The sequence below is a fragment of the Butyricicoccus sp. OF10-2 genome (assembly GCF_003481925.1).
GTDB lineage: Bacteria > Bacillota > Clostridia > Oscillospirales > Butyricicoccaceae > Agathobaculum > Agathobaculum butyriciproducens.
In genome coordinates this window covers 94,951-112,906 of sequence record NZ_QUMC01000006.1, presented here as the reverse complement: position 1 = coordinate 112,906, position 17,956 = coordinate 94,951, and the positions used below count along the sequence as shown (strand labels likewise).

Sequence of the window (17,956 nt, the reverse complement as noted above, 5' to 3'; positions counted from 1 at the left end):
TTGGTATCGGGAAAAGCGAATTAAGATATCTCTTGGTGGACTTAGTCCGCTGGAGTATAGACAAAAACTCGGCCTATCGGCATAGTCCAAGATTTTGTCCGCACCCCCTAAGGTACAATAAGTTGCGCAAATTGAAAACCGCATAAAAGAAGACATAGCTTGCAGGCTCTGGTAGAAGGAAGTTACCACACACCATTCTGAAAGGAGACAACAAACTATGTCCGAGAGAATTGTACAGCTGAATGAGGAAATTATCAAGGGGAAAAACAAGGAATTGGTCCGCAGCAGCGTGGAGGAAACCCGGAATGAGCTGCTGGAAAAGGAGACGGGGTCCCTGACACAGGCTGCCCGCTACGAGCGCAGCGAGGCCCGTCAGGGCTACCGCAGCGGCCACTATGACCGGAATCTCACCACCGCCTCTGGCGACGTCACGCTCCACGTGCCTCATCTCAAGGGTGTGTCCTTTGAGACCGCCATCATCGAGCGGTATCGCCGCCGGGAGAGCAGCGTGGAGGAGGCCCTCATCGAGATGTACCTGGCAGGCGTGTTTCCGTGCACCGGGTAGAGGACATCACCGAGACCCTGTGGGGCAGCAAGGTTTCACCCGCTACCATCAGCGAGTTGAACAAGAAAGCCTACGTCCACATCGAGGACTGGCGCAACCGCCCCTTGCAGGGCGGGCGCTATCCGTATGTCTACGTGGACGGCATCTATCTGCGCCGCAACTGGGGCGGAGAGTATGAAAATGTAGCCATTCTGGTGGCAATCGCCGTGAATGATGACGGTTTCCATGAGGTTTTAGGCGCCGCCGAGGGAATGAAAGAGGATAAGGCCAGCTAGGTCAGCTTCTTTCAGTGGCTCCGCGGACGCGGCTTGGACGGCGTAAAACTCATCGTCGGCGACAAGTGCATGGGGATGCTGGAGACCGTGGGCGAGGTGTTCCCGGACGCCAAATACCAGCGCTGCACAGTGCATTTCTATCGCAATGTTTTCTCTGTTGTGCCTAAATCCAAGGTCAAAATTGTGGTAAAAAATGCTCAAGGCGATCCACGCCCGGGAGAGCAAACAGACATCCCGCGAGAAGGCTAAAGAAGTCGTTGCCGAACTGCGCGCCATGAAGCTGAAGGAGGCTGCCAAGAAGGTCGAGGACGGCATTGAGGAGACGCTAACCTACTGCGATTTTCCCAGTGAGCATTGGACGCGCATCCGCACCAACAATGTGATCAAGCGGCTGAATTGTGAAATCCGCCGCAGAACCCGCGTGGTGGGAACATTCCCTGACGGCAACTCTGCTCTGATGCTGGTCTTCGCTCGGCTTCGCCATGTGGCGGGCACGCAGTGGGGCAGAAAAAATATATGAACATGAAGTACTCGGAGGCGGCGCTGGACGACGCCTTCATTGCCGGCTGACTTCACTCAGCCGGAGAACCTGCAAACAATTTTGCGCACAAATCTTGACGGGACCGAGTCTATTAGATGCACGCATGTGATATAATCTTGGCCACGCATTTTGTCAATTCGTATACAGATCTTTGTCGAAATCATAGATGTTACCGCACTGTTTGCGATTATTGAACAAAAAGGTGCTCTCCGTTTGCTGGAGAGCACCTCGTTTTTTACTTAGCCGACACGCTGTCTGGAGTGGTGCAATTCGATCTGCTTGGACTTGATGAACACGCTCAGTTTCTTGTAGGCAAGCATGGTAATCGCAGTCAGGATTGCGCCTTTGATGAGATTGAACGGCAGAACGCCGAGCAGCAGATAGCCCTGCATGCCGGTCACATACGGGTTGATCGCGTTGCATGCATCAAAGATAGCCTGCAGCGGCATAACCTGCGAATAAAACGGAATGATAAGAAAATAGTTGGTCAACATGCCGACACACGCCATAGCAACCGAGCCAGCTGCACAGCCGAGGACAGCCATCTTGCGGCTCTTGTGACCGCGGTACAGCAGCACGGCAATAACAACGAGCGTGGAAAGCATCAGGAAATCTGCGACCTCACCGGAGCCGCCGGTCTGGGTCTGGGTCAGATGAATGATGTCCTTGATGCCGATCATCGTGATCGCCGGAGCGATGCCGAAAATAAACGCACCGATGAGCACGACTGCACCGGACAGATCCACCTTGAGGAACGGCGGCATGAACGGAATCGGAAATTCAAAGTACATCAGTACGGTTGCGATAGCCGCGAAAATTGCGGTGTAGGTGATCTTGCTGGTTTTGGTCATTGCTGTTTTCTCCCTTTCAGGAGTCCTGTTCCATAAATAAAACAAACCCCTGGATTGCTCCAGAGGCATACAGACGTAGCGATAGGTACATCTGTTTCTCTCATCCGGACTATAACCGTCGGTTGGGATTCTAACCCATCATGCCTTGCGGCTCGCAGACTATCAGGCTCGAAGCCTGTATACTGCCGGTGGAGACTTTCACTCCGCCCTGAAACAGAACTGATTTATTTATATTGCTATTATAGTCACCAGTAAAGGACTTGTCAACACTTCAGCAAGAAAAAACATAAAAGCCGCCTTCCCTTGCGAAAGCGGCTTTTTATCAGAAATCAGTCTTCCTTGCTGCTCATCAGAGTAACCATAACGGCCTTCTGTGCGTGCAGGCGGTTTTCTGCTTCCTCGAAAATTTCGTTTGCGTGCTCCTCGAACACCTTGGTGGTGATCTCCTGCTCACGGTAGGCCGGCAGGCAGTGCTGCACCATGCAGCCCGGCTTTGCAGCAGCCAGCAGCTCATCATTGACCTGATAGCCCTGGAATGCCTTCATGCGGACTTCCTTCTCGGCTTCCTGTCCCATGGACGCCCATGTATCAGTGATAACAACGTCTGCGTTCTCAGCAGCCTTCATCGGGTCATCGGTGATGAAGAAGTTCGGGTTCGGCTCTGCGAATGCCATAACCTCAGCGTCCGGACGGTAGTCCACCGGCGTTGCGATGGAAACCCTCATGCCGGTCTTGAGGCCGCCGACGATCAGCGAGTTTGCCATGTTGTTGCCGTCGCCAATGTAGCACATCTTGAGACCCTCAAGAACGGCAAACTTCTCACGGATGGTCATGAGGTCCGCCAGAACCTGACACGGATGGCAGAAATCAGTCAGACCGTTGATGATCGGAATAGAGCCGTAGTTTGCCAGATCCTCTACTTCCTTCTGCTCATAGGTGCGGATCATGATGCCGTCCAGATAGCGGCTCAGCACGCGGGCCGTATCCTGTACCGGTTCGCCGCGGCCAATCTGCAGATCACGGTTGGACAGGAACAGCGCCTGACCGCCCAGCTGATACATGCCGGTCTCGAAGGAAACGCGGGTACGGGTGGAGGACTTCTGGAAGATCATGCCAAGGCTCTTGCCTTCCAGGTGACGATGGGAAATGTTGTGCTTTCTCTCATACTTGAGCTGATCCGCCAGATCGAGCAGACCGATGATCTCCTCGGTGGAGCAGTCAAGCAGCTTCAGTAAATGCTTCATTGTAATAAACCCTTTCTGCAAATTAGCAATGAATAATTAGTAGTTAGTAATTATTTGGGTGCTGCTGCACCAGTACGATAATCACGTTAATTACTAATTGTCAAGACCTTTGATTAAAATACCTTTGCCATGATAGCGAGTGCTTCATCCATTTCTTCCTTCGAAATGGTGAGCGGCGGGAGCAGACGAACGGCATTTTTGCCGGCGGTGATCGCCAGAACGCCGTTTTCGATCAGCTTATTGGCAAACACGGAGTGCTTTCCTTCCTCAACGATGATGCCGAGCATGAGACCCATGCCGCGCACGCCCTTGATATTCGGCGAGCCAAGGGACAGGATGCCGTTGCGAAGGTACTCGCCCTTTTCGCGCACTTTCATCAGGAACTGGCCGTCACCGACAGTATCGAGCACGACGTTTGCTGCGGAGCAGACAATCGGCGTACCGCCGAAGGTGGTCGCGTGCGTGCCCGGCGTCAGGACGTTGCAGCAGGTATCCGCCGCCATGACAGCGCCGATCGGCATGCCGCCGCCAAGACCCTTTGCCATAGTGACAACGTCCGGCTTGATATCGTACTGCTGGAAGGCAAACAGGCTGCCGGTACGACCGATACCGGTCTGCACCTCGTCGATGATAAGCAGCATATCCTTCTCGCGGCAGAGCTTCTCTACCTCCTTGACGAACTCGCGGTCAAGCGGCAGAACACCGCCCTCGCCCTGAATCAGCTCCATCATGATGGCGCAGGTCATATCATCCGCCTTTGCGCGTACCGATTTGATGTCGTTGGCAACCGCGTAATCAAAGCCCTCGGTAAACGGGAAGAAATAGTTGTGGAAACGCTCCTGACCGGTGGCCTTCAGCGTGGTTACGGTACGTCCGTGGAAGGAATTGATGAGCGTCAGCACCTTGAAGCGGCCCTCACCATACTTGTCGAACGAGTACTTGCGCGCCAGCTTGATGGCACCCTCGTTTGCCTCAGCGCCCGAGTTGGCAAAGAATACCTTGCCACCCAGATGTGTCTTTTCTACCAGCTTCTTGGCAACCTGAACCATCGGCTCGGTGGTGAACAGGTTGGAAACATGCATCAGCTTGTGCGCCTGCTTATCGATCGCGTCAATGATTGCCGGATTGGCATAACCCAGACAGTTTACACCGATGCCGGAAGCAAGGTCGATGTACTTCTTGCCCTCAACGTCCCACAGGGTCGCACCCTCGCCGTGGTCCAGTGCAATCGGGAAACGGCCATAGGTGTTCATTACATATTTATTTTCTTCGCTTTTTAATTCATTGTAAGTCATAGGGTATCACCTTTTATCGGAGATACGGAGCGAATCATTCTCCATTCTCCATTTTCAATTCTCAATTACTGAAACATAGTGCCTGCGCCGACCTTGGAAAGCAGCTCGATCAGAATCGAATGCTTGACACGGCCATCCAGAATGGTGGCACGCTCAACGCCCTTGCGGACTGCCTCAACACAGCAGTCTACCTTGGGGATCATGCCGCCCTTGATGATGCCGTCGCGCACCAGCTTCGGCACCTCGGACACCTTGAGACGGTGAATGACACTGTCCGGATCGTTAATGTCCTGCATCAGACCGCGTACGTCGGTCAGCAGAATCAGCTTTTTTGCACCGAGTGCAACTGCCAGCTTGCTGGCTGCTGTATCAGCGTTGATGTTGTAGTTGGTTTCATCGTCGATGCCCTGTGCAACGGTCGAAACGACCGGAATATAGCCCTGCTGCAGCACATCGATAACCGGAGACGGGTCTACGTCCATAATGTCGCCGACGTAGCCGTAATCCGTACCCGAGCGGTCGGTCAGGCGCTTCGCCTGAAACAGGCCGCCGTCCATGCCGCCGAGACCGATGCCGCGGCCGCCTGCCTTCTCGATCAGGGTTACAAGGTCCTTGTTGACCTTGCCGCACAGCACCATCTGGACGATATCCATGGTTTCACGATCGGTGTAGCGCAGACCGTTGACAAACTTGCTCTCCTTGCCGATCTTTCCCAGCATTTCATTGATTTCCGGGCCGCCGCCGTGTACGATAACGACCTTGACGCCGACCAGATTGAGCAGTACCAGATCGTGGATGACCGCGTCCTTCAGCTCCTCATTGATCATTGCGTTGCCGCCGTATTTTACAACAACGGTCTGACCGTAATATTCCTGAATATACGGAAGCGCTTCGACCAGAATATTGGCACGCAGCTCCGCATCAAGTTGAGTATCCATACTAATTCGTTCCTTTATCGGGAGTTTTCTTCGTTTTTAAGAATCAAGTTCTGTAATCACCGTTGATCTTAACGTAGTCGTAAGTAAGGTCGCAGCCCCATGCAGTAGCGCTGTCCTCGCCCTCATTTACATCAACCGCAATGGTAACCTCGTTCTCGGAGAGCACCTTCTTCGCCAGATCTTCATCAAAATCCAGAGCAGCACCCTTGTCGCAGACTGCTACGCTGCCTGCTGCGGACTCGAACGCCACAGAAACGTACTCCGGACGGAACGGTGCCTTGGAATAACCCATTGCACACAGCACGCGTCCCCAGTTTGCATCTGCGCCGAACATGGCCGCCTTGACAAGATTGGAGCCGACAACAGCCTTGGCCAGTCGCTCAGCTGCTTCCTCGGAGCGGGAGTTCTTAACGGTGCAGGTAACCAGCTTGGTTGCGCCTTCGCCGTCTGCGGCGATCTGGCGTGCCAGGCGGGTGTTGATCTCGTTGAGCGCCTTGCAGAACGCCTGATATTCCTCGTCCTGCCACTCGATGAGTGTATTGCCTGCCATGCCGTTTGCGAGCACGATGCACATATCGTTGGTGGAGGTGTCGCCGTCAACCGTTACACGGTTGTAGGTCTTCTTTACGTTCTCCTGAAGTGCATCAGTCAGCATTTCATGCGTGATGGCGCAGTCGGTCGTGATGAAGGACAGCATAGTGCCCATGTTTGGATGAATCATGCCGCTGCCCTTGCAGATGCCGCCGATACGGCAGGTCTTGCCGCCGATGGTGAACTCAACAGCCGCCGTCTTGGGCTTGGTATCGGTGGTCATGATGGCGCGATTTGCCTTCTCGGAGGCGTTGTCCTCCAGAACCAGTTCCGGCAAGTGCTCCTCGATGCACTCGATGTTGAGGCGCTGACCGATCACACCGGTGGATGCAACGGCAACATCGGTTTCGGCTACGCCGAGCAGCTTGGCCGCTGCCTGCGCCATACGGCGAGCGTTCTCCATACCGTCCGGTGCACAGGCGTTCGCGTTGCCCGCATTGGCAACGATCGCGCGTGCTACGCCGTCCTCGAGGTGCTCCATGGTAACATACAGCGGAGCCGCCTTGACGCGGTTCATCGTGTAGGTGGCAGCCGCGGTGCATTCGCATTCGCTGAAAATGATTGCGGTATCGTCATTTAAGCGGCTTTCCTTGACGCCGCAGCGCACACTGCCCGCCTTAAAGCCCTTTGCGGCGCAAACGCCGCCTCGATAATTTTCATAATAATTCTCCCTGCTGAAATCAGAGGTTTAAGCCGGTCGTTTCATCCAGACCGAGCATGATATTCATATTCTGCACGGCAGCGCCCGAAGCGCCCTTGCCGAGATTGTCAAACAGTGCGGTGACAATGGTCTGCTCCTCGTGGCCGCAGACGATCAGCTTGAGGCTGTCGTGACCGGCCAGTGTGTTGGCGTAGATCATCGGCTCTTCACCGCCGAACGGCGCCACGGTGACAAGCTGTTGACCCTCGTAGTGCCTGGTGAGCGTCGCATGCACGAGATGTGCATCTACGCCCGGGAGCATAACTGTGGTGGCCATACCCTTGTAAAAGTCACCTACGATTGGCACGAACACCGGCGCCTGCGTCAGACCGCAGATGTAGCCCATCTCCGGCAGGTGCTTATGGTGCAGGTTCAGACCGTAAATGCGCTCGGAATCGTGTCGCGGATCGCGGTTCTCGTCCTGATACTCCGCGATCATTTTCTTGCCGCCGCCGGAGTAACCGGTCAGTGAAGCACAGGTGAGCGCGGTGTCCTCGGCAATGATACCGTTTGCTACCAGTGGGTAAACCGAGGAAATAAATCCGCTTGCGTGGCAGCCCGGATTGGCAACGCGCATGGAGTTCTTGATGGCTTCGCGGTGCGCCTTGGACAGCTCGGCAAAGCCGTAATCCCAGTCCGGGTCGGTGCGATGCGCGGTCGATGCATCGATGACACGGGTGGTATCATTCTCGATGAGCGAGACCGCCTCTTTCGCCGCCGCATCCGGCAGGCACAGGAACGCAATGTCGGCTGCATTGAGGAACTTGCGGCGCTCCTCGGTGTCCTTGCGCTTATCCTCATCGATGAGCAGCAGCTCGATGTCGTCGCGGCCGCCGAGGCGCTCGTAAATCTGGAGGCCGGTTGTGCCCTCTTTGCCGTCGATGTAAATTTTAGGCTTCATCGTCCTCAACCTCCGCGATGAACTTGTCAATTTTATCAATCTGGCGGGTTACTTCCTGCGGAGCCGGGCCGCCGATGACCTTACGCTCAGCAACACAGGTGCGCAGGTCGAGTGCGTCGTATACGTCGTCGCCGAACTTGTTGGAAATTGCTGCAAAGTCGCGCATGGTCATGGTCTCGAGGGTTTCGTCCGCCTTGATACACTGGTTGACCAGACGGCCGACCGTCTTGTACGCATCGCGGAACGGAACACCCTTCTTGGTCAGGTAGTCGGCGCAGTCGGTTGCGTTGATAAAGCCGCGGGAGGCTGCCTTGCGCATGTTGTCGCGGCGCAGCGTCATGGTGGAGAACATCGGCGTGAATACCTCGAGGCACTGCTTTACGGTGTCGATCGCGCCGAATACAGCCTCCTTGTCCTCTTGCATATCCTTGTTATACGCCAGCGGCAGACCCTTGAGTACGGTCAGCATGGTGGTCAGCGCACCGTAAACACGGCCGGTCTTGCCGCGGATCAGCTCGCAGACGTCCGGATTCTTCTTCTGCGGCATGATGGACGAGCCGGTGGAGTACGCATCGTCCAGCTCGACAAACTTAAACTCCCACGAGCACCACGAAATAATTTCCTCGGACAGACGGGACAGGTGCATCATCAGGATGGACAGCGCGGAGAGCAGCTCCACGCAGTAGTCACGGTCGGATACGCCGTCGAGCGAGTTGTCGGTCAGGCGGGCAAAGCCAAGCTGCTCACGAACGAAGTCACGGTCGATGGGATAAGTGGTCGAAGCCAGTGCGCCCGAGCCAAGCGGCATTTCGTCCATGCGCTCGTAGCAGTCCTGCAGGCGGGATACGTCGCGCTTGAGCATGTTGCATACGCCATCATATAATGTGCAAAGGTCGTCGGCTGTGCGCGCTGCAGATGGGTGTAGCCCGGCATAACCGCATCGAGATTCTCACGGCTCTTTACAGTCAGCGCCTTCATAAAGCCAAGGATCAGCTTGATGATCTCCTTGATCTCCTTCTTGACGTACAGACGCATATCGAGTGCAACCTGATCGTTTCTCGAACGGCCGGTGTGCAGACGCTTGCCGGTATCACCGATGCGCTCGGTCAGCAGCTGCTCGACGTTCATATGGATGTCCTCGTAATCGAGCGAGAACTCCACCTTGCCGTCCTCGATATCCTTCAGAATGCCCTTAAGACCCTCAACGATCTTTTCGGCCTCATGCTCCTCGATGATGCCCTGCTTACCCAGCATGGTAGCGTGCGCGATAGAGCCGGTGATATCTTCCTTATATAAACGGCAGTCAAACAGGATGGAAGAGTTAAAGTCGTTTACCACCAGATCAGTTTCCTTCTGGAAACGTCCTGCCCATAATTTTGCCATATTTATGTTACCTCACAAAACACTCATAGGGCGGCACACGACGGGCGTGCCGCCCTATGATTTCTTTTACTTACTTTTCAACAGACGGGAAATGCTCACCGGTCTTCTTGTACAGGATCTGATCGTTCAGTGCACGAACCTTGAGCGGCAGACCGAACAGGTTGATGAAGCCTGCGGAATCTGCCTGATCGTAGCAGTCATCCTCGTTAAAGGTTGCCATATCCTCGGAGTACAGGCTGTACGGAGAGGTTACGGAAGCCGGGATGATGTTGCCCTTGTACAGCTTCAGCTTAACATCGCCGGTAACGGTCTCCTGGGTGGAGTCAACGAATGCGGAGAGTGCCTTGCGCAGCGGCGTGTACCACTGGCCATTGTAAACCAGCTCGCCGAACTTGAGAGCAACCTGATTCTTGTAGTGCGAGGTTTCCTTGTCGAGGGTGATCTCCTCCAGCTTTGCATGTGCTGCATACAGGACCGCACCGCCCGGAGTCTCATAAACACCGCGGCTCTTCATGCCGACCAGACGGTTCTCAACGATATCGAGGATACCGATGCCGTTCTCGCCGCCCAGCTTGTTCAGCTTCTCGATCAGGGCAACGGAATCGAGCTTCTCGCCGTCAACTGTGGTCGGAACGCCCTTCTCGAAATGAATGGTAACATAGGTCGGCTTGTCCGGAGCCATTTCCGGGGAAACGCCCAGCTCGAGGAAGCCCGGCTTGTTGATCGGCGCCTCGTTCGACGGCAGCTCCAGATCCAGACCCTCATGGCTGAGGTGCCACAGATTCTTATCCTTGGAGTAGTTGGTCTCCTTGTTGATCTTCAGCGGAATGTTGTGTGCTTCCGCATACTCGATCTCCTTCTCACGACTGTTCAGCTCCCAGAAACGCCACGGAGCGATAATGTCCATCTGCGGTGCAAATGCATGAATAGCCAGCTCGAAACGAACCTGATCGTTGCCCTTGCCGGTGCAGCCGTGGCAGATCGCGTCAGCGCCTTCCTTCAGCGCGATATCAACAATACGCTTTGCGATGATCGGACGAGCGAACGAGGTTCCCAGCAGGTACTGCTCGTAGGTTGCGCCCGCCTTCATGGTCGGGATGATGTAGTCATCGACGAAGTCCTTGGTCAGATCCTCGATGTACAGCTTGGACGCGCCGGTCTTGAGCGCCTTCTCCTCCAGACCGTCCAGCTCGGTGCCCTGACCGACGTTGCCGGAAACCGCGATAACCTCACAGCCGTAATGCTCCTTCAGCCACGGAATGAGTACCGAAGTATCCAGACCGCCGGAATATGCCAGAACAACTTTGTTATATTTCTTTTCCATGTTTTTCGACCTCGCATTCTGCGTTTTTTTCGATGGTTTTATTATACTACCGCCATACTCATTTGGCAAGCAAAATTTATAATTATTTTACTGATTGCATATTTATGCATACTATGAATTTGAATTTGATAAATAATGCTTGCACTTTCTGTAAAAACGTACTATTATATTATAAATGCACTGTGTCAAGACAGATTGCACGGAATGAATAAAAGCGCACAAAAAATGGTGCGCAAAGGGGCGTTTTTCGCAATGACCGAAAGAAATTTAACCATGCTCACTGACTTTTACGAGTTTACGATGGCGAACGGATACTTCGAAAAGGGTATCGGCAACCGCCGCGCATACTTCGATATGTTCTTCCGCCGTGTACCGGACGGCGGCGGATATGCCATCATGGCAGGCGTGGAACAGCTGATTGAATACTTCAATAACCTGCATTTTTCCGAGGAAGATATTGCATATCTTCGCAGCCGCAAGTGCTTCTCGGAGTCCTTCCTCAATTATCTGCGCGATTTTGAGTTCGAATGCGACGTATGGGCCGTACCCGAGGGTACGCCGGTATTTCCCGGTGAGCCGCTCGTAACGGTGGCCGGTCCGATGATTCAGGCACAGTTTGTCGAAACCATGATCCTGCTGACCATCAACCACCAGACCCTGATCGCCACCAAGGCGAACCGCATCACGCGTGCAGCAGAGGGCCGTACCGTACTTGAGTTCGGCTCCCGCCGGGCACAGGGCTACGACGGCGCTATCCTCGGTGCCCGCGCTGCCTACATCGGCGGCTGTCAGGGCACGGCCTGCGTTCTGTCCGACCGTGACTACAAGATTCCGGCCGGCGGTACGATGGCGCACTCCTGGGTGCAGATGTTTGACAGTGAGTACGAAGCCTTCAAGGCTTATGCGGATATTTATCCGGATAACTGCGTATTCCTGGTTGACACTTATAATGTACTCAAGTCCGGTGTGCCGAACGCAATCCGCGTTGCCAAGGAACTGGAAGCGGAAAAGGGCATCCGCGCACGCGGCATCCGTCTGGATTCCGGCGATATCGCTTACCTTTCTATCGAGGCCCGCAAAATGCTCGATGCCGCAGGCTTCGAGGATATGCAGATCATGGCATCCAATTCGCTCGATGAGTATCTGGTGCGCGACCTGCTCGTGCAGGGTGCCCGCGTAGATTCGTTCGGCATCGGCGAGCGACTCATCACCTCCAAGTCCGAGCCGGTATTCGGCGGCGTATACAAGTTGGCTGCCGTTGAGGATGAAAACGGCGAGATCATCCCGAAGATCAAGGTTTCCGAGAACGTCGAGAAGATTACCACACCGCACTTCAAGCAGGTGTACCGTCTGTTCGACAACAAGACCGGCAAGGCGCTCGGCGACGTACTCACCGTGCACGACGAGCAGATCGACGCTTCTCTGCCGTATGTACTGTTCCATCCGGTCTACACCTGGAAGCAGCGTATCGTTACCGATTATACGGTTCGTCCGCTGCGCGTACAGCTGTTCAAGCACGGCAAGTGCATTTACAACAGTCCGGATGTTGAGGACATCCGCAAGTACTGCATCCGTGAGGTCGATACCCTGTGGGATCAGATCAAGCGTTTCGAGAATCCGCAGACCTACTTCGTGGATCTTTCCAAAAAGCTGTGGAGCTGCAAGAACGAACTTCTTGAAGCCTGCCGCATCTAACAAGCAAATTCGCAGACAGCGAACCATAATATAGTGGTTCGCTGTTTCTTTGCGCCCAATCGCAAGATTGTATAAAAGCTGTGAGCATCCCTGCACAGGATTTCGCTCACGCAGCCTGTTTCAGCAGTTTTTCGCAGAAACACGCTATCTTTTCGCAGATGTAAATCGCAAGAATTTAGTAGTACATCGCACCACAGGAGATTATACTAATAATCGCGGTCAAAAAAACCGCATATTCCACACAAATCGAAGGGATACACCAATGAAAGCATTTCTATCCTCGCTGAGCCGCAGCAAGCGCTATGTTGTCGCGGAACTGCTTCTCGTTTATTTCGCACAGGGACTGAGCTCCATCATGCTCGGCTCTGTGCTGCCGGATTTACGCGCGGCCTACGCGCTGGATTACCAGATCGGCGGCACGCTGCTGTCCGCACAGTCGATCGGCTATCTCGGCATCGGCCTGCTGTCCGGTCTGGCCGCCATCAAATGGGGACTCAAACGCGCGTACCTCATCCTATATTATGTATTCGCGGTCGGCTTTGTCATGCTGCTGACCAACGGCTCGCCGGTCTGGCTGCTGGCGGCCATGTTCCTGACCGGCATTTCCAAGGGCGCTATCACGGATTACAACAACCGCGTGATGAGCGAATACGCGAACGGCAGTGCCACTCCGCTCAACATGATGCACGCGGCGTATGCGTTCGGCGCGTGTGTGGCTCCGCTGGCTGTGCTCGCCTGCCACAAGCTGGGCGGTGAAAACGGCTGGCGTCTTGCGCTTGAGATTTCCATTGTGCTGCTGACAGCTTCGTTTATCTTCGGCCTGTTCATGAAGATGGACGATGATAAATCCACGAAAACCGGGCAGAAATCCGCAACCGATTACGACTTTTTCCGCGAAAAGCTGTTCTGGCTGTGCACAGCGCTCTGCTTTTTCTACGAGGCTGTTGAGGCTTCCATGATGGGCTGGCTGACCAGCTTTTACATTGATTCCGGCGTGCTCGCCGCAGACGCTGCGCAGATCATCACTTCCCTGCTGTGGGTTTCGCTGCTGATCGGCCGCTTCTCGTGCAGTGTGATCGCTGCGAAATTCCGTCCGTGGCAGATGATCACGGTCATGTGCTTCGGCATGGCGGCATTTCTCGTGCTGCTCGTCACCGGAACCACGCTTCCCGTGCTCACGATTGCAACGATCGGTCTGGGTCTATGCATGTCCGGCATGTACGGCACAACGGTAGCCAACGCCGGAGACCTGTTCTCGCGCTATCCGGCATCCATGGGCATTTACGTTACGCTCAATGGCTTCGGCGCGGCTATGGCTCCGGCTGCGATCGGCATCGCTGCTAACCGTACGGGAATCCGCTGGGGTTTTGCTATCCTGCTGATCGCAGGCGTGCTGCTCGTTGTCTCGGCAGTGCTCAATGCACGGTATTTCAAAGACAGACAGCACAACAAGGCGGTTTCCCGCACCTAAAAAGCACAAAAACCTCTCTCAAGCGTTTTGAGAGAGGTTTTATTTTTATTCCGCTGCCGTTTCCGGCTCCTGCTCGACAGCCTGCCTTGCAGCTCTTGCGGCAAGGTGTGTCTCCAGCCAACGTGAAATATCTCCGAAGGTCTCAAGTCTGTCAAGCTCGTTGAGCACCTCGTGGCGCGCATCCTTATAAAAGATGACCTCGATATTCCTCACGCCGTTGCCGCGGTACAGATTGACCGTACGGCGCACACCCTCACCGTACCGCCCAACCGGGTCCTTATCACCCGAGATGAACAGCAGCGGCAGGTCCTTCGGCGTTTTTCGGAAGGTCACCGGATTGTTCGCCTTGGTGATGAGCGTAAACAGGTCGCGGAATCCGGTCGCGGTAAACACGAAATTGCATTTTTCATCCGACTGATAGAGCGACACGACCGCCTCATCGCGGCTAAGCCAGTCAAACACGGTTTTCGGCTGCTTGATTTTCCTGTTGAAGCCCTTGAACACCAGATTGGACAACAGTCCGCTGCGATAGGTGATGCCGCGCGAGCGTGCTACCGAATCCGCAAGATGTACGATGCTGCCGGAGGCAGCGATCGGACCGACCGTGCCGATGAGGATGCAGCCGGACAGCTTCTCTCCGTAATCGAGCAGGTACAGCCTCGCGATCAGCGAACCCATCGAGTGCCCGAGCAGGAAATACGGCAGGTTAGGATAGCGGCGCTGCATCAGGTCGGTCAGGTGCTTGACATCCTCAACAAGATACTTCCAACCGTCGCGGGCGGCAAAAAAACCGAGATCCGCCGTGCGTGAGACCGATGCTCCATGTCCGATATGATCGTTTCCGCAGACAATAAAGCCCAGTCCGCAGAGATACTTCGCAAATGCGGTATAGCGCGAAAAATACTCGCACATGCCGTGAGACAGCTGTACGATACCGCGCACCTCTACTCCTTCAGGAGCAAGAATATAATAGGTGACATTGGAAACACCATTGGCACTTTTGTAAATATTTTGCGTACACTTGATATTCATATGCAACACCCGATCATGGACTGTACTTCTTTGCTGTTAATACTATACCACAAATCCACTTATCGTGCACCTGTTTTTTGATAAAGTTCACAGTTCATTTAAAAATGCACTGTCAAAAATTGCTGATTTTTAAATACCTTTCCCGACTGCAAATTATGCAGGATTACGATATCGCAAACAGCGACCGATGTGCTACAATAAAATAAATCACGGGCAGTGCTGTATTGCCCAATCCAAAAGAAAGAAGGATATACCCATGCCGTATATTGCTGTTACCACCTCCAAGGCCCTGTCCGACGAGCAGAAGGACGAGCTGAAGAAGACCATCGGCCAGAAGATTTCCCTGATTCCGGGCAAGACCGAGGCTGCTCTGATGGTTGACATCTCCGATAACCACACCATGTACTTTGCAGGCGAGAAGCGCAAGCTGGCGTACGTTGATGTTCGCTGCTACGGTTCGACCGAGTTTGAGAACAAGAAGGCACTGACCGAAGCACTGTTTGATGCTGTCGAGCTGCACACCGGTCTGCACGATGACAGCATTTACCTGACGTACTCCGAGTTCTCCAACTGGGGCACCCGCGGTACCATGAAGTAAACCGCAGAAAGACGCTGAGAGTTTCTCGGCGTCTTTTTTGTTTCGGATGAAGAATTGAGAATGTCTGAATTTTCAGAATGTTCACATTTGGACGATTGACGTTCGCTCGCTTTCGGTCTATTATAGTTTACAAGTAAACCGTTTGCCGAAAGGAGGACACCGCATGCCCGGCTCTCCCCATGATTTTGCCGCCGATGCGTTCCACGCGGGTCAGCTGTACCGCAGCTGCTTCCGCGAGCTGACCGAAAACTGCGGCTTTACGCCAAATGAGATGTTCGTGCTGCTGTTTCTGTACCGCAACGCGCCCGAGCAGGACACCGCAACTGTCATTGCACAGGCGTGGAACGTTTCCAAGCCGCTGGTGACGCGCAGTGTGGACGGACTGCAGAGACGCGGTCTGCTCTACTGCGTACGCGACGAGAATGACCGCCGTCTGGTGCACCTGCACCTGTCTGATGAAGGACACGCTGCTGCCAAAACGCTCCATCACCGCTGTGAAACCTTTGCGCTGACACTGCAGCAGGGTATCTCCGAGCAGGAAATGCAGACCCTGTGTGGTGTGATGCGCAAGATGCAGCAAAACCTCAACGATTTACTCGAAAGGACGAAACTCACATGAATAACAACCCAAAAGGGACGAAAAACCCCAAAAAACCGCTGATCTTCTATTATGCGGTCATGCTGCTCGTGCTTATGATGCTCAACTGGCTGCTGTTTCCGAGCCTGCTGCAGCGGCAGGTTACCGAGGTCGGCTACGACGAGTTCATCGCCATGGTGGACGACGGCAAGGTGCAGACCATCGCCTACGACAAGCAGGATCAGGAAATTACCTTTGAGGCCACCAATGACAAGGGCAAGGACGCACTCTACAAGACCGGCATTTTCCCGGATGACGAGCTGGTCGGCCGCTTGCTGAAGGCCAATGTCAAGTTTGCTGCCGAGATTCCGACCCAGACCTCTCCCCTGCTGAGCATGCTCATCAGCTACGTTGTGCCAATTGTGCTCATTATCGCAGTCGGTCAGTGGCTGCAGAAAAAGATGATGAAGAACATGGGCGGCAACATGATGAGCTTCGGCAAATCCAACGCCAAGATTTACGCCGAGACCGAGACCGGCAAGACCTTTGCTGATGTCGCCGGTCAGGATGAAGCCAAGGAGGCCCTCACTGAGATTGTGGACTTCCTGCACAACCCGAACAAGTACGCTTCCATCGGTGCAAAGCTGCCGAAGGGCGCACTGCTGGTCGGCCCTCCGGGCACCGGCAAGACCTTGCTGGCGAAAGCCGTTGCCGGTGAGGCACATGTGCCGTTCTTCTCGATTTCCGGCTCGGAGTTCGTCGAAATGTTCGTCGGTATGGGCGCGGCCAAGGTGCGCGATTTGTTCAAACAGGCCAGCGAAAAAGCACCGTGCATCGTGTTCATCGACGAGATTGATACCATCGGTAAAAAGCGCGACGGCGCAGGCATGGGCGGCAACGATGAGCGCGAGCAGACGCTCAACCAATTGCTGACCGAGATGGACGGCTTTGACGGCACCAAGGGCGTCGTTATTCTGGCGGCGACCAACCGTCCGGAGTCGCTTGACCCGGCTCTGCTGCGTCCGGGCCGTTTTGACCGCCGCATTCCGGTGCAACTGCCCGATCTGCAGGGTCGTATCGCAATTTTGAAGGTGCACGCTAAGGATGTTCACATGTCCGGCAATATCGACTTCAACTCGATTGCCCGCGCAACCTCCGGCGCTTCCGGTGCTGACCTTGCCAACATTATCAACGAGGCGGCTCTGCGTGCCGTTCGTCTGGGACGAAACAGCGTCATTCAGGCTGATCTGGATGAGAGCGTTGAGACCGTCATTGCTGGTGCGCAGCGCAAGAACGCCGTACTCAGCGCCAAGGAGAAGGAGATCGTTGCATATCACGAGATTGGTCACGCACTGGTGGCTGCCAAGCAGACCGACTCCGCGCCTGTCACCAAGATTACCATTGTGCCGCGCACCTCGGGTGCACTCGGCTACACCATGCAGGTGGATGAGGGCGAGCACAATCTGATGAGCAAGGACGAGCTGCTGAACAAGGTGGCAACGCTCACCGGCGGCCGTGCAGCCGAGGAGCTGATTTTCGGCTCGATTACCACCGGTGCATCCAACGACATCGAGCAGGCCACCAAGCTGACGCGCTCGATGATCACGCGCTACGGCATGAGCCGCAAGTTCGATATGGTTGCGCTCGAAACCGTGACGAATCAGTATTTGTCGGGCGATACCGCGCTCGCTTGCTCGGCGGAGACCGCTGCGAAGATTGATGAGGAAGTGATTGCCACCGTCAAGACCGCGCATGAGAAGGCCATCGGCATCCTGCAGAATAATATGGATGCCCTGCACCGTCTGGCGCACTTCCTTCTGGAAAAAGAAACCATCACCGGCGAAGAATTTATGGATCTGCTGCATAAATCCGAGTAAATCTGTACAAAAGGAAACCCTCTCTCGTAATGAGGAAGGGTTTCTTTTTGCCTATACCCACAACAAGGAACAGACCAGAAAGAGAGGGCGGACACATT

At 54.5% G+C, this 17,956-nt stretch carries 13 protein-coding genes, 3 pseudogenes and 1 riboswitch; of the genes and pseudogenes, 7 read left to right on the top strand and 9 right to left on the bottom strand.

The window, feature by feature from the left end:
* Both DXB00_RS17910 and DXB00_RS05325 read left to right on the top strand, forming a co-directional pair.
* Positions 1 to 85 (top strand): IS3 family transposase (locus tag DXB00_RS17910; RefSeq protein WP_330427911.1); only part of this gene is annotated, 85 nt, incomplete at its 5' end.
* A 132-nt stretch (positions 86 to 217) separates the two neighbouring features.
* Positions 218 to 1,410, top strand: a pseudogene (locus DXB00_RS05325) (IS256 family transposase).
* Between the two features lie 210 nt (positions 1,411 to 1,620).
* Here the strand turns inward: DXB00_RS05325 and DXB00_RS05320 are convergent.
* The 8 genes and pseudogenes from DXB00_RS05320 to DXB00_RS05285 all read right to left on the bottom strand — a co-directional run bounded on the left by DXB00_RS05320 (position 1,621) and on the right by DXB00_RS05285 (position 10,608).
* Positions 1,621 to 2,232, bottom strand: a complete 612-nt coding sequence (locus DXB00_RS05320; RefSeq protein ID WP_110436750.1) for an ECF transporter S component — start codon at positions 2,230 to 2,232, stop codon at positions 1,621 to 1,623.
* 88 nt (positions 2,233 to 2,320) lie between these two features.
* A riboswitch (FMN riboswitch) is annotated at positions 2,321 to 2,452 on the bottom strand.
* A 109-nt stretch (positions 2,453 to 2,561) separates the two neighbouring features.
* On the bottom strand, positions 2,562 to 3,476 hold the full coding sequence (gene argF, locus DXB00_RS05315; RefSeq protein WP_118729827.1) for an ornithine carbamoyltransferase: 915 nt from the start codon (positions 3,474 to 3,476) through the stop codon (positions 2,562 to 2,564).
* 113 nt (positions 3,477 to 3,589) lie between these two features.
* Positions 3,590 to 4,771, bottom strand: a complete 1,182-nt coding sequence (locus DXB00_RS05310) for an aspartate aminotransferase family protein (RefSeq protein WP_118729826.1) — start codon at positions 4,769 to 4,771, stop codon at positions 3,590 to 3,592.
* A gap of 65 nt (positions 4,772 to 4,836) precedes the next feature.
* Complete coding sequence (gene argB, locus DXB00_RS05305; RefSeq protein WP_118729825.1) at positions 4,837 to 5,709, bottom strand: acetylglutamate kinase; 873 nt, start codon at positions 5,707 to 5,709, stop codon at positions 4,837 to 4,839.
* Positions 5,710 to 5,752: 43 nt separating this feature from the next.
* A pseudogene (gene argJ / locus DXB00_RS05300) lies at positions 5,753 to 6,946 on the bottom strand (bifunctional glutamate N-acetyltransferase/amino-acid acetyltransferase ArgJ); the annotation flags it as partial.
* Positions 6,947 to 6,980: 34 nt separating this feature from the next.
* Entirely contained in the window at positions 6,981 to 7,901 is a 921-nt protein-coding gene (gene argC / locus DXB00_RS05295) for an N-acetyl-gamma-glutamyl-phosphate reductase (protein WP_119214597.1), read from the bottom strand.
* Positions 7,891 to 9,284, bottom strand: a pseudogene (gene argH, locus DXB00_RS05290) (argininosuccinate lyase). Before argH ends, argC begins: the two are co-directional and overlap by 11 nt.
* 70 nt (positions 9,285 to 9,354) lie before the next feature.
* Entirely contained in the window at positions 9,355 to 10,608 is a 1,254-nt protein-coding gene (locus tag DXB00_RS05285) for an argininosuccinate synthase (RefSeq protein WP_118729822.1), read from the bottom strand.
* A gap of 252 nt (positions 10,609 to 10,860) precedes the next feature.
* Between DXB00_RS05285 and DXB00_RS05280 the strand changes: the two genes are divergently transcribed.
* Together DXB00_RS05280 and DXB00_RS05275 are read left to right on the top strand one after the other, a co-directional pair.
* Complete coding sequence (locus DXB00_RS05280; protein ID WP_118359491.1) at positions 10,861 to 12,303, top strand: nicotinate phosphoribosyltransferase; 1,443 nt, start codon at positions 10,861 to 10,863, stop codon at positions 12,301 to 12,303.
* A 262-nt stretch (positions 12,304 to 12,565) separates the two neighbouring features.
* Entirely contained in the window at positions 12,566 to 13,774 is a 1,209-nt protein-coding gene (locus tag DXB00_RS05275) for an MFS transporter (RefSeq protein ID WP_118729821.1), read from the top strand.
* Between the two features lie 45 nt (positions 13,775 to 13,819).
* Here DXB00_RS05275 and DXB00_RS05270 read toward each other — a convergent pair whose 3' ends face one another.
* On the bottom strand, positions 13,820 to 14,806 hold the full coding sequence (locus DXB00_RS05270; RefSeq protein WP_118729820.1) for an alpha/beta fold hydrolase: 987 nt from the start codon (positions 14,804 to 14,806) through the stop codon (positions 13,820 to 13,822).
* Positions 14,807 to 15,062: 256 nt separating this feature from the next.
* Here DXB00_RS05270 and DXB00_RS05265 point away from each other — a divergent pair, with 256 nt between their 5' ends.
* The 3 genes from DXB00_RS05265 to ftsH all read left to right on the top strand — a co-directional run bounded on the left by DXB00_RS05265 (position 15,063) and on the right by ftsH (position 17,858).
* Positions 15,063 to 15,404: a phenylpyruvate tautomerase MIF-related protein gene (locus tag DXB00_RS05265; RefSeq protein WP_158575149.1), complete on the top strand. Its 342-nt coding sequence runs from the start codon at positions 15,063 to 15,065 to the stop codon at positions 15,402 to 15,404.
* 163 nt (positions 15,405 to 15,567) lie between these two features.
* Entirely contained in the window at positions 15,568 to 16,023 is a 456-nt protein-coding gene (locus DXB00_RS05260) for a MarR family winged helix-turn-helix transcriptional regulator (RefSeq protein ID WP_118729819.1), read from the top strand.
* Positions 16,020 to 17,858, top strand: coding sequence for an ATP-dependent zinc metalloprotease FtsH (ftsH, locus tag DXB00_RS05255; protein ID WP_118359499.1), 1,839 nt, complete (start codon positions 16,020 to 16,022; stop codon positions 17,856 to 17,858). Before DXB00_RS05260 ends, ftsH begins: the two co-directional genes overlap by 4 nt.
* Positions 17,859 to 17,956: the final 98 nt, after the last annotated feature.

What these genes read in the sequence shown, in the direction of transcription:
- DXB00_RS05285 (WP_118729822.1), bottom strand. Translation starts at nt 10,608, where the DNA reads ATGGAAAAGAAATATAACAAAGTTGTTCTGGCATATTCCGGCGGTCTG.
- argF (WP_118729827.1), bottom strand. Translation starts at nt 3,476, where the DNA reads ATGAAGCATTTACTGAAGCTGCTTGACTGCTCCACCGAGGAGATCATC.
- ftsH (WP_118359499.1), top strand. Translation starts at nt 16,020, where the DNA reads ATGAATAACAACCCAAAAGGGACGAAAAACCCCAAAAAACCGCTGATC.
- argB (WP_118729825.1), bottom strand. Translation starts at nt 5,709, where the DNA reads ATGGATACTCAACTTGATGCGGAGCTGCGTGCCAATATTCTGGTCGAA.
- DXB00_RS05310 (WP_118729826.1), bottom strand. Translation starts at nt 4,771, where the DNA reads ATGACTTACAATGAATTAAAAAGCGAAGAAAATAAATATGTAATGAAC.
- DXB00_RS05275 (WP_118729821.1), top strand. Translation starts at nt 12,566, where the DNA reads ATGAAAGCATTTCTATCCTCGCTGAGCCGCAGCAAGCGCTATGTTGTC.
- DXB00_RS05270 (WP_118729820.1), bottom strand. Translation starts at nt 14,806, where the DNA reads ATGAATATCAAGTGTACGCAAAATATTTACAAAAGTGCCAATGGTGTT.
- DXB00_RS05320 (WP_110436750.1), bottom strand. Translation starts at nt 2,232, where the DNA reads ATGACCAAAACCAGCAAGATCACCTACACCGCAATTTTCGCGGCTATC.
- DXB00_RS05280 (WP_118359491.1), top strand. Translation starts at nt 10,861, where the DNA reads ATGACCGAAAGAAATTTAACCATGCTCACTGACTTTTACGAGTTTACG.
- DXB00_RS05260 (WP_118729819.1), top strand. Translation starts at nt 15,568, where the DNA reads ATGCCCGGCTCTCCCCATGATTTTGCCGCCGATGCGTTCCACGCGGGT.
- argC (WP_119214597.1), bottom strand. Translation starts at nt 7,901, where the DNA reads ATGAAGCCTAAAATTTACATCGACGGCAAAGAGGGCACAACCGGCCTC.
- DXB00_RS05265 (WP_158575149.1), top strand. Translation starts at nt 15,063, where the DNA reads ATGCCGTATATTGCTGTTACCACCTCCAAGGCCCTGTCCGACGAGCAG.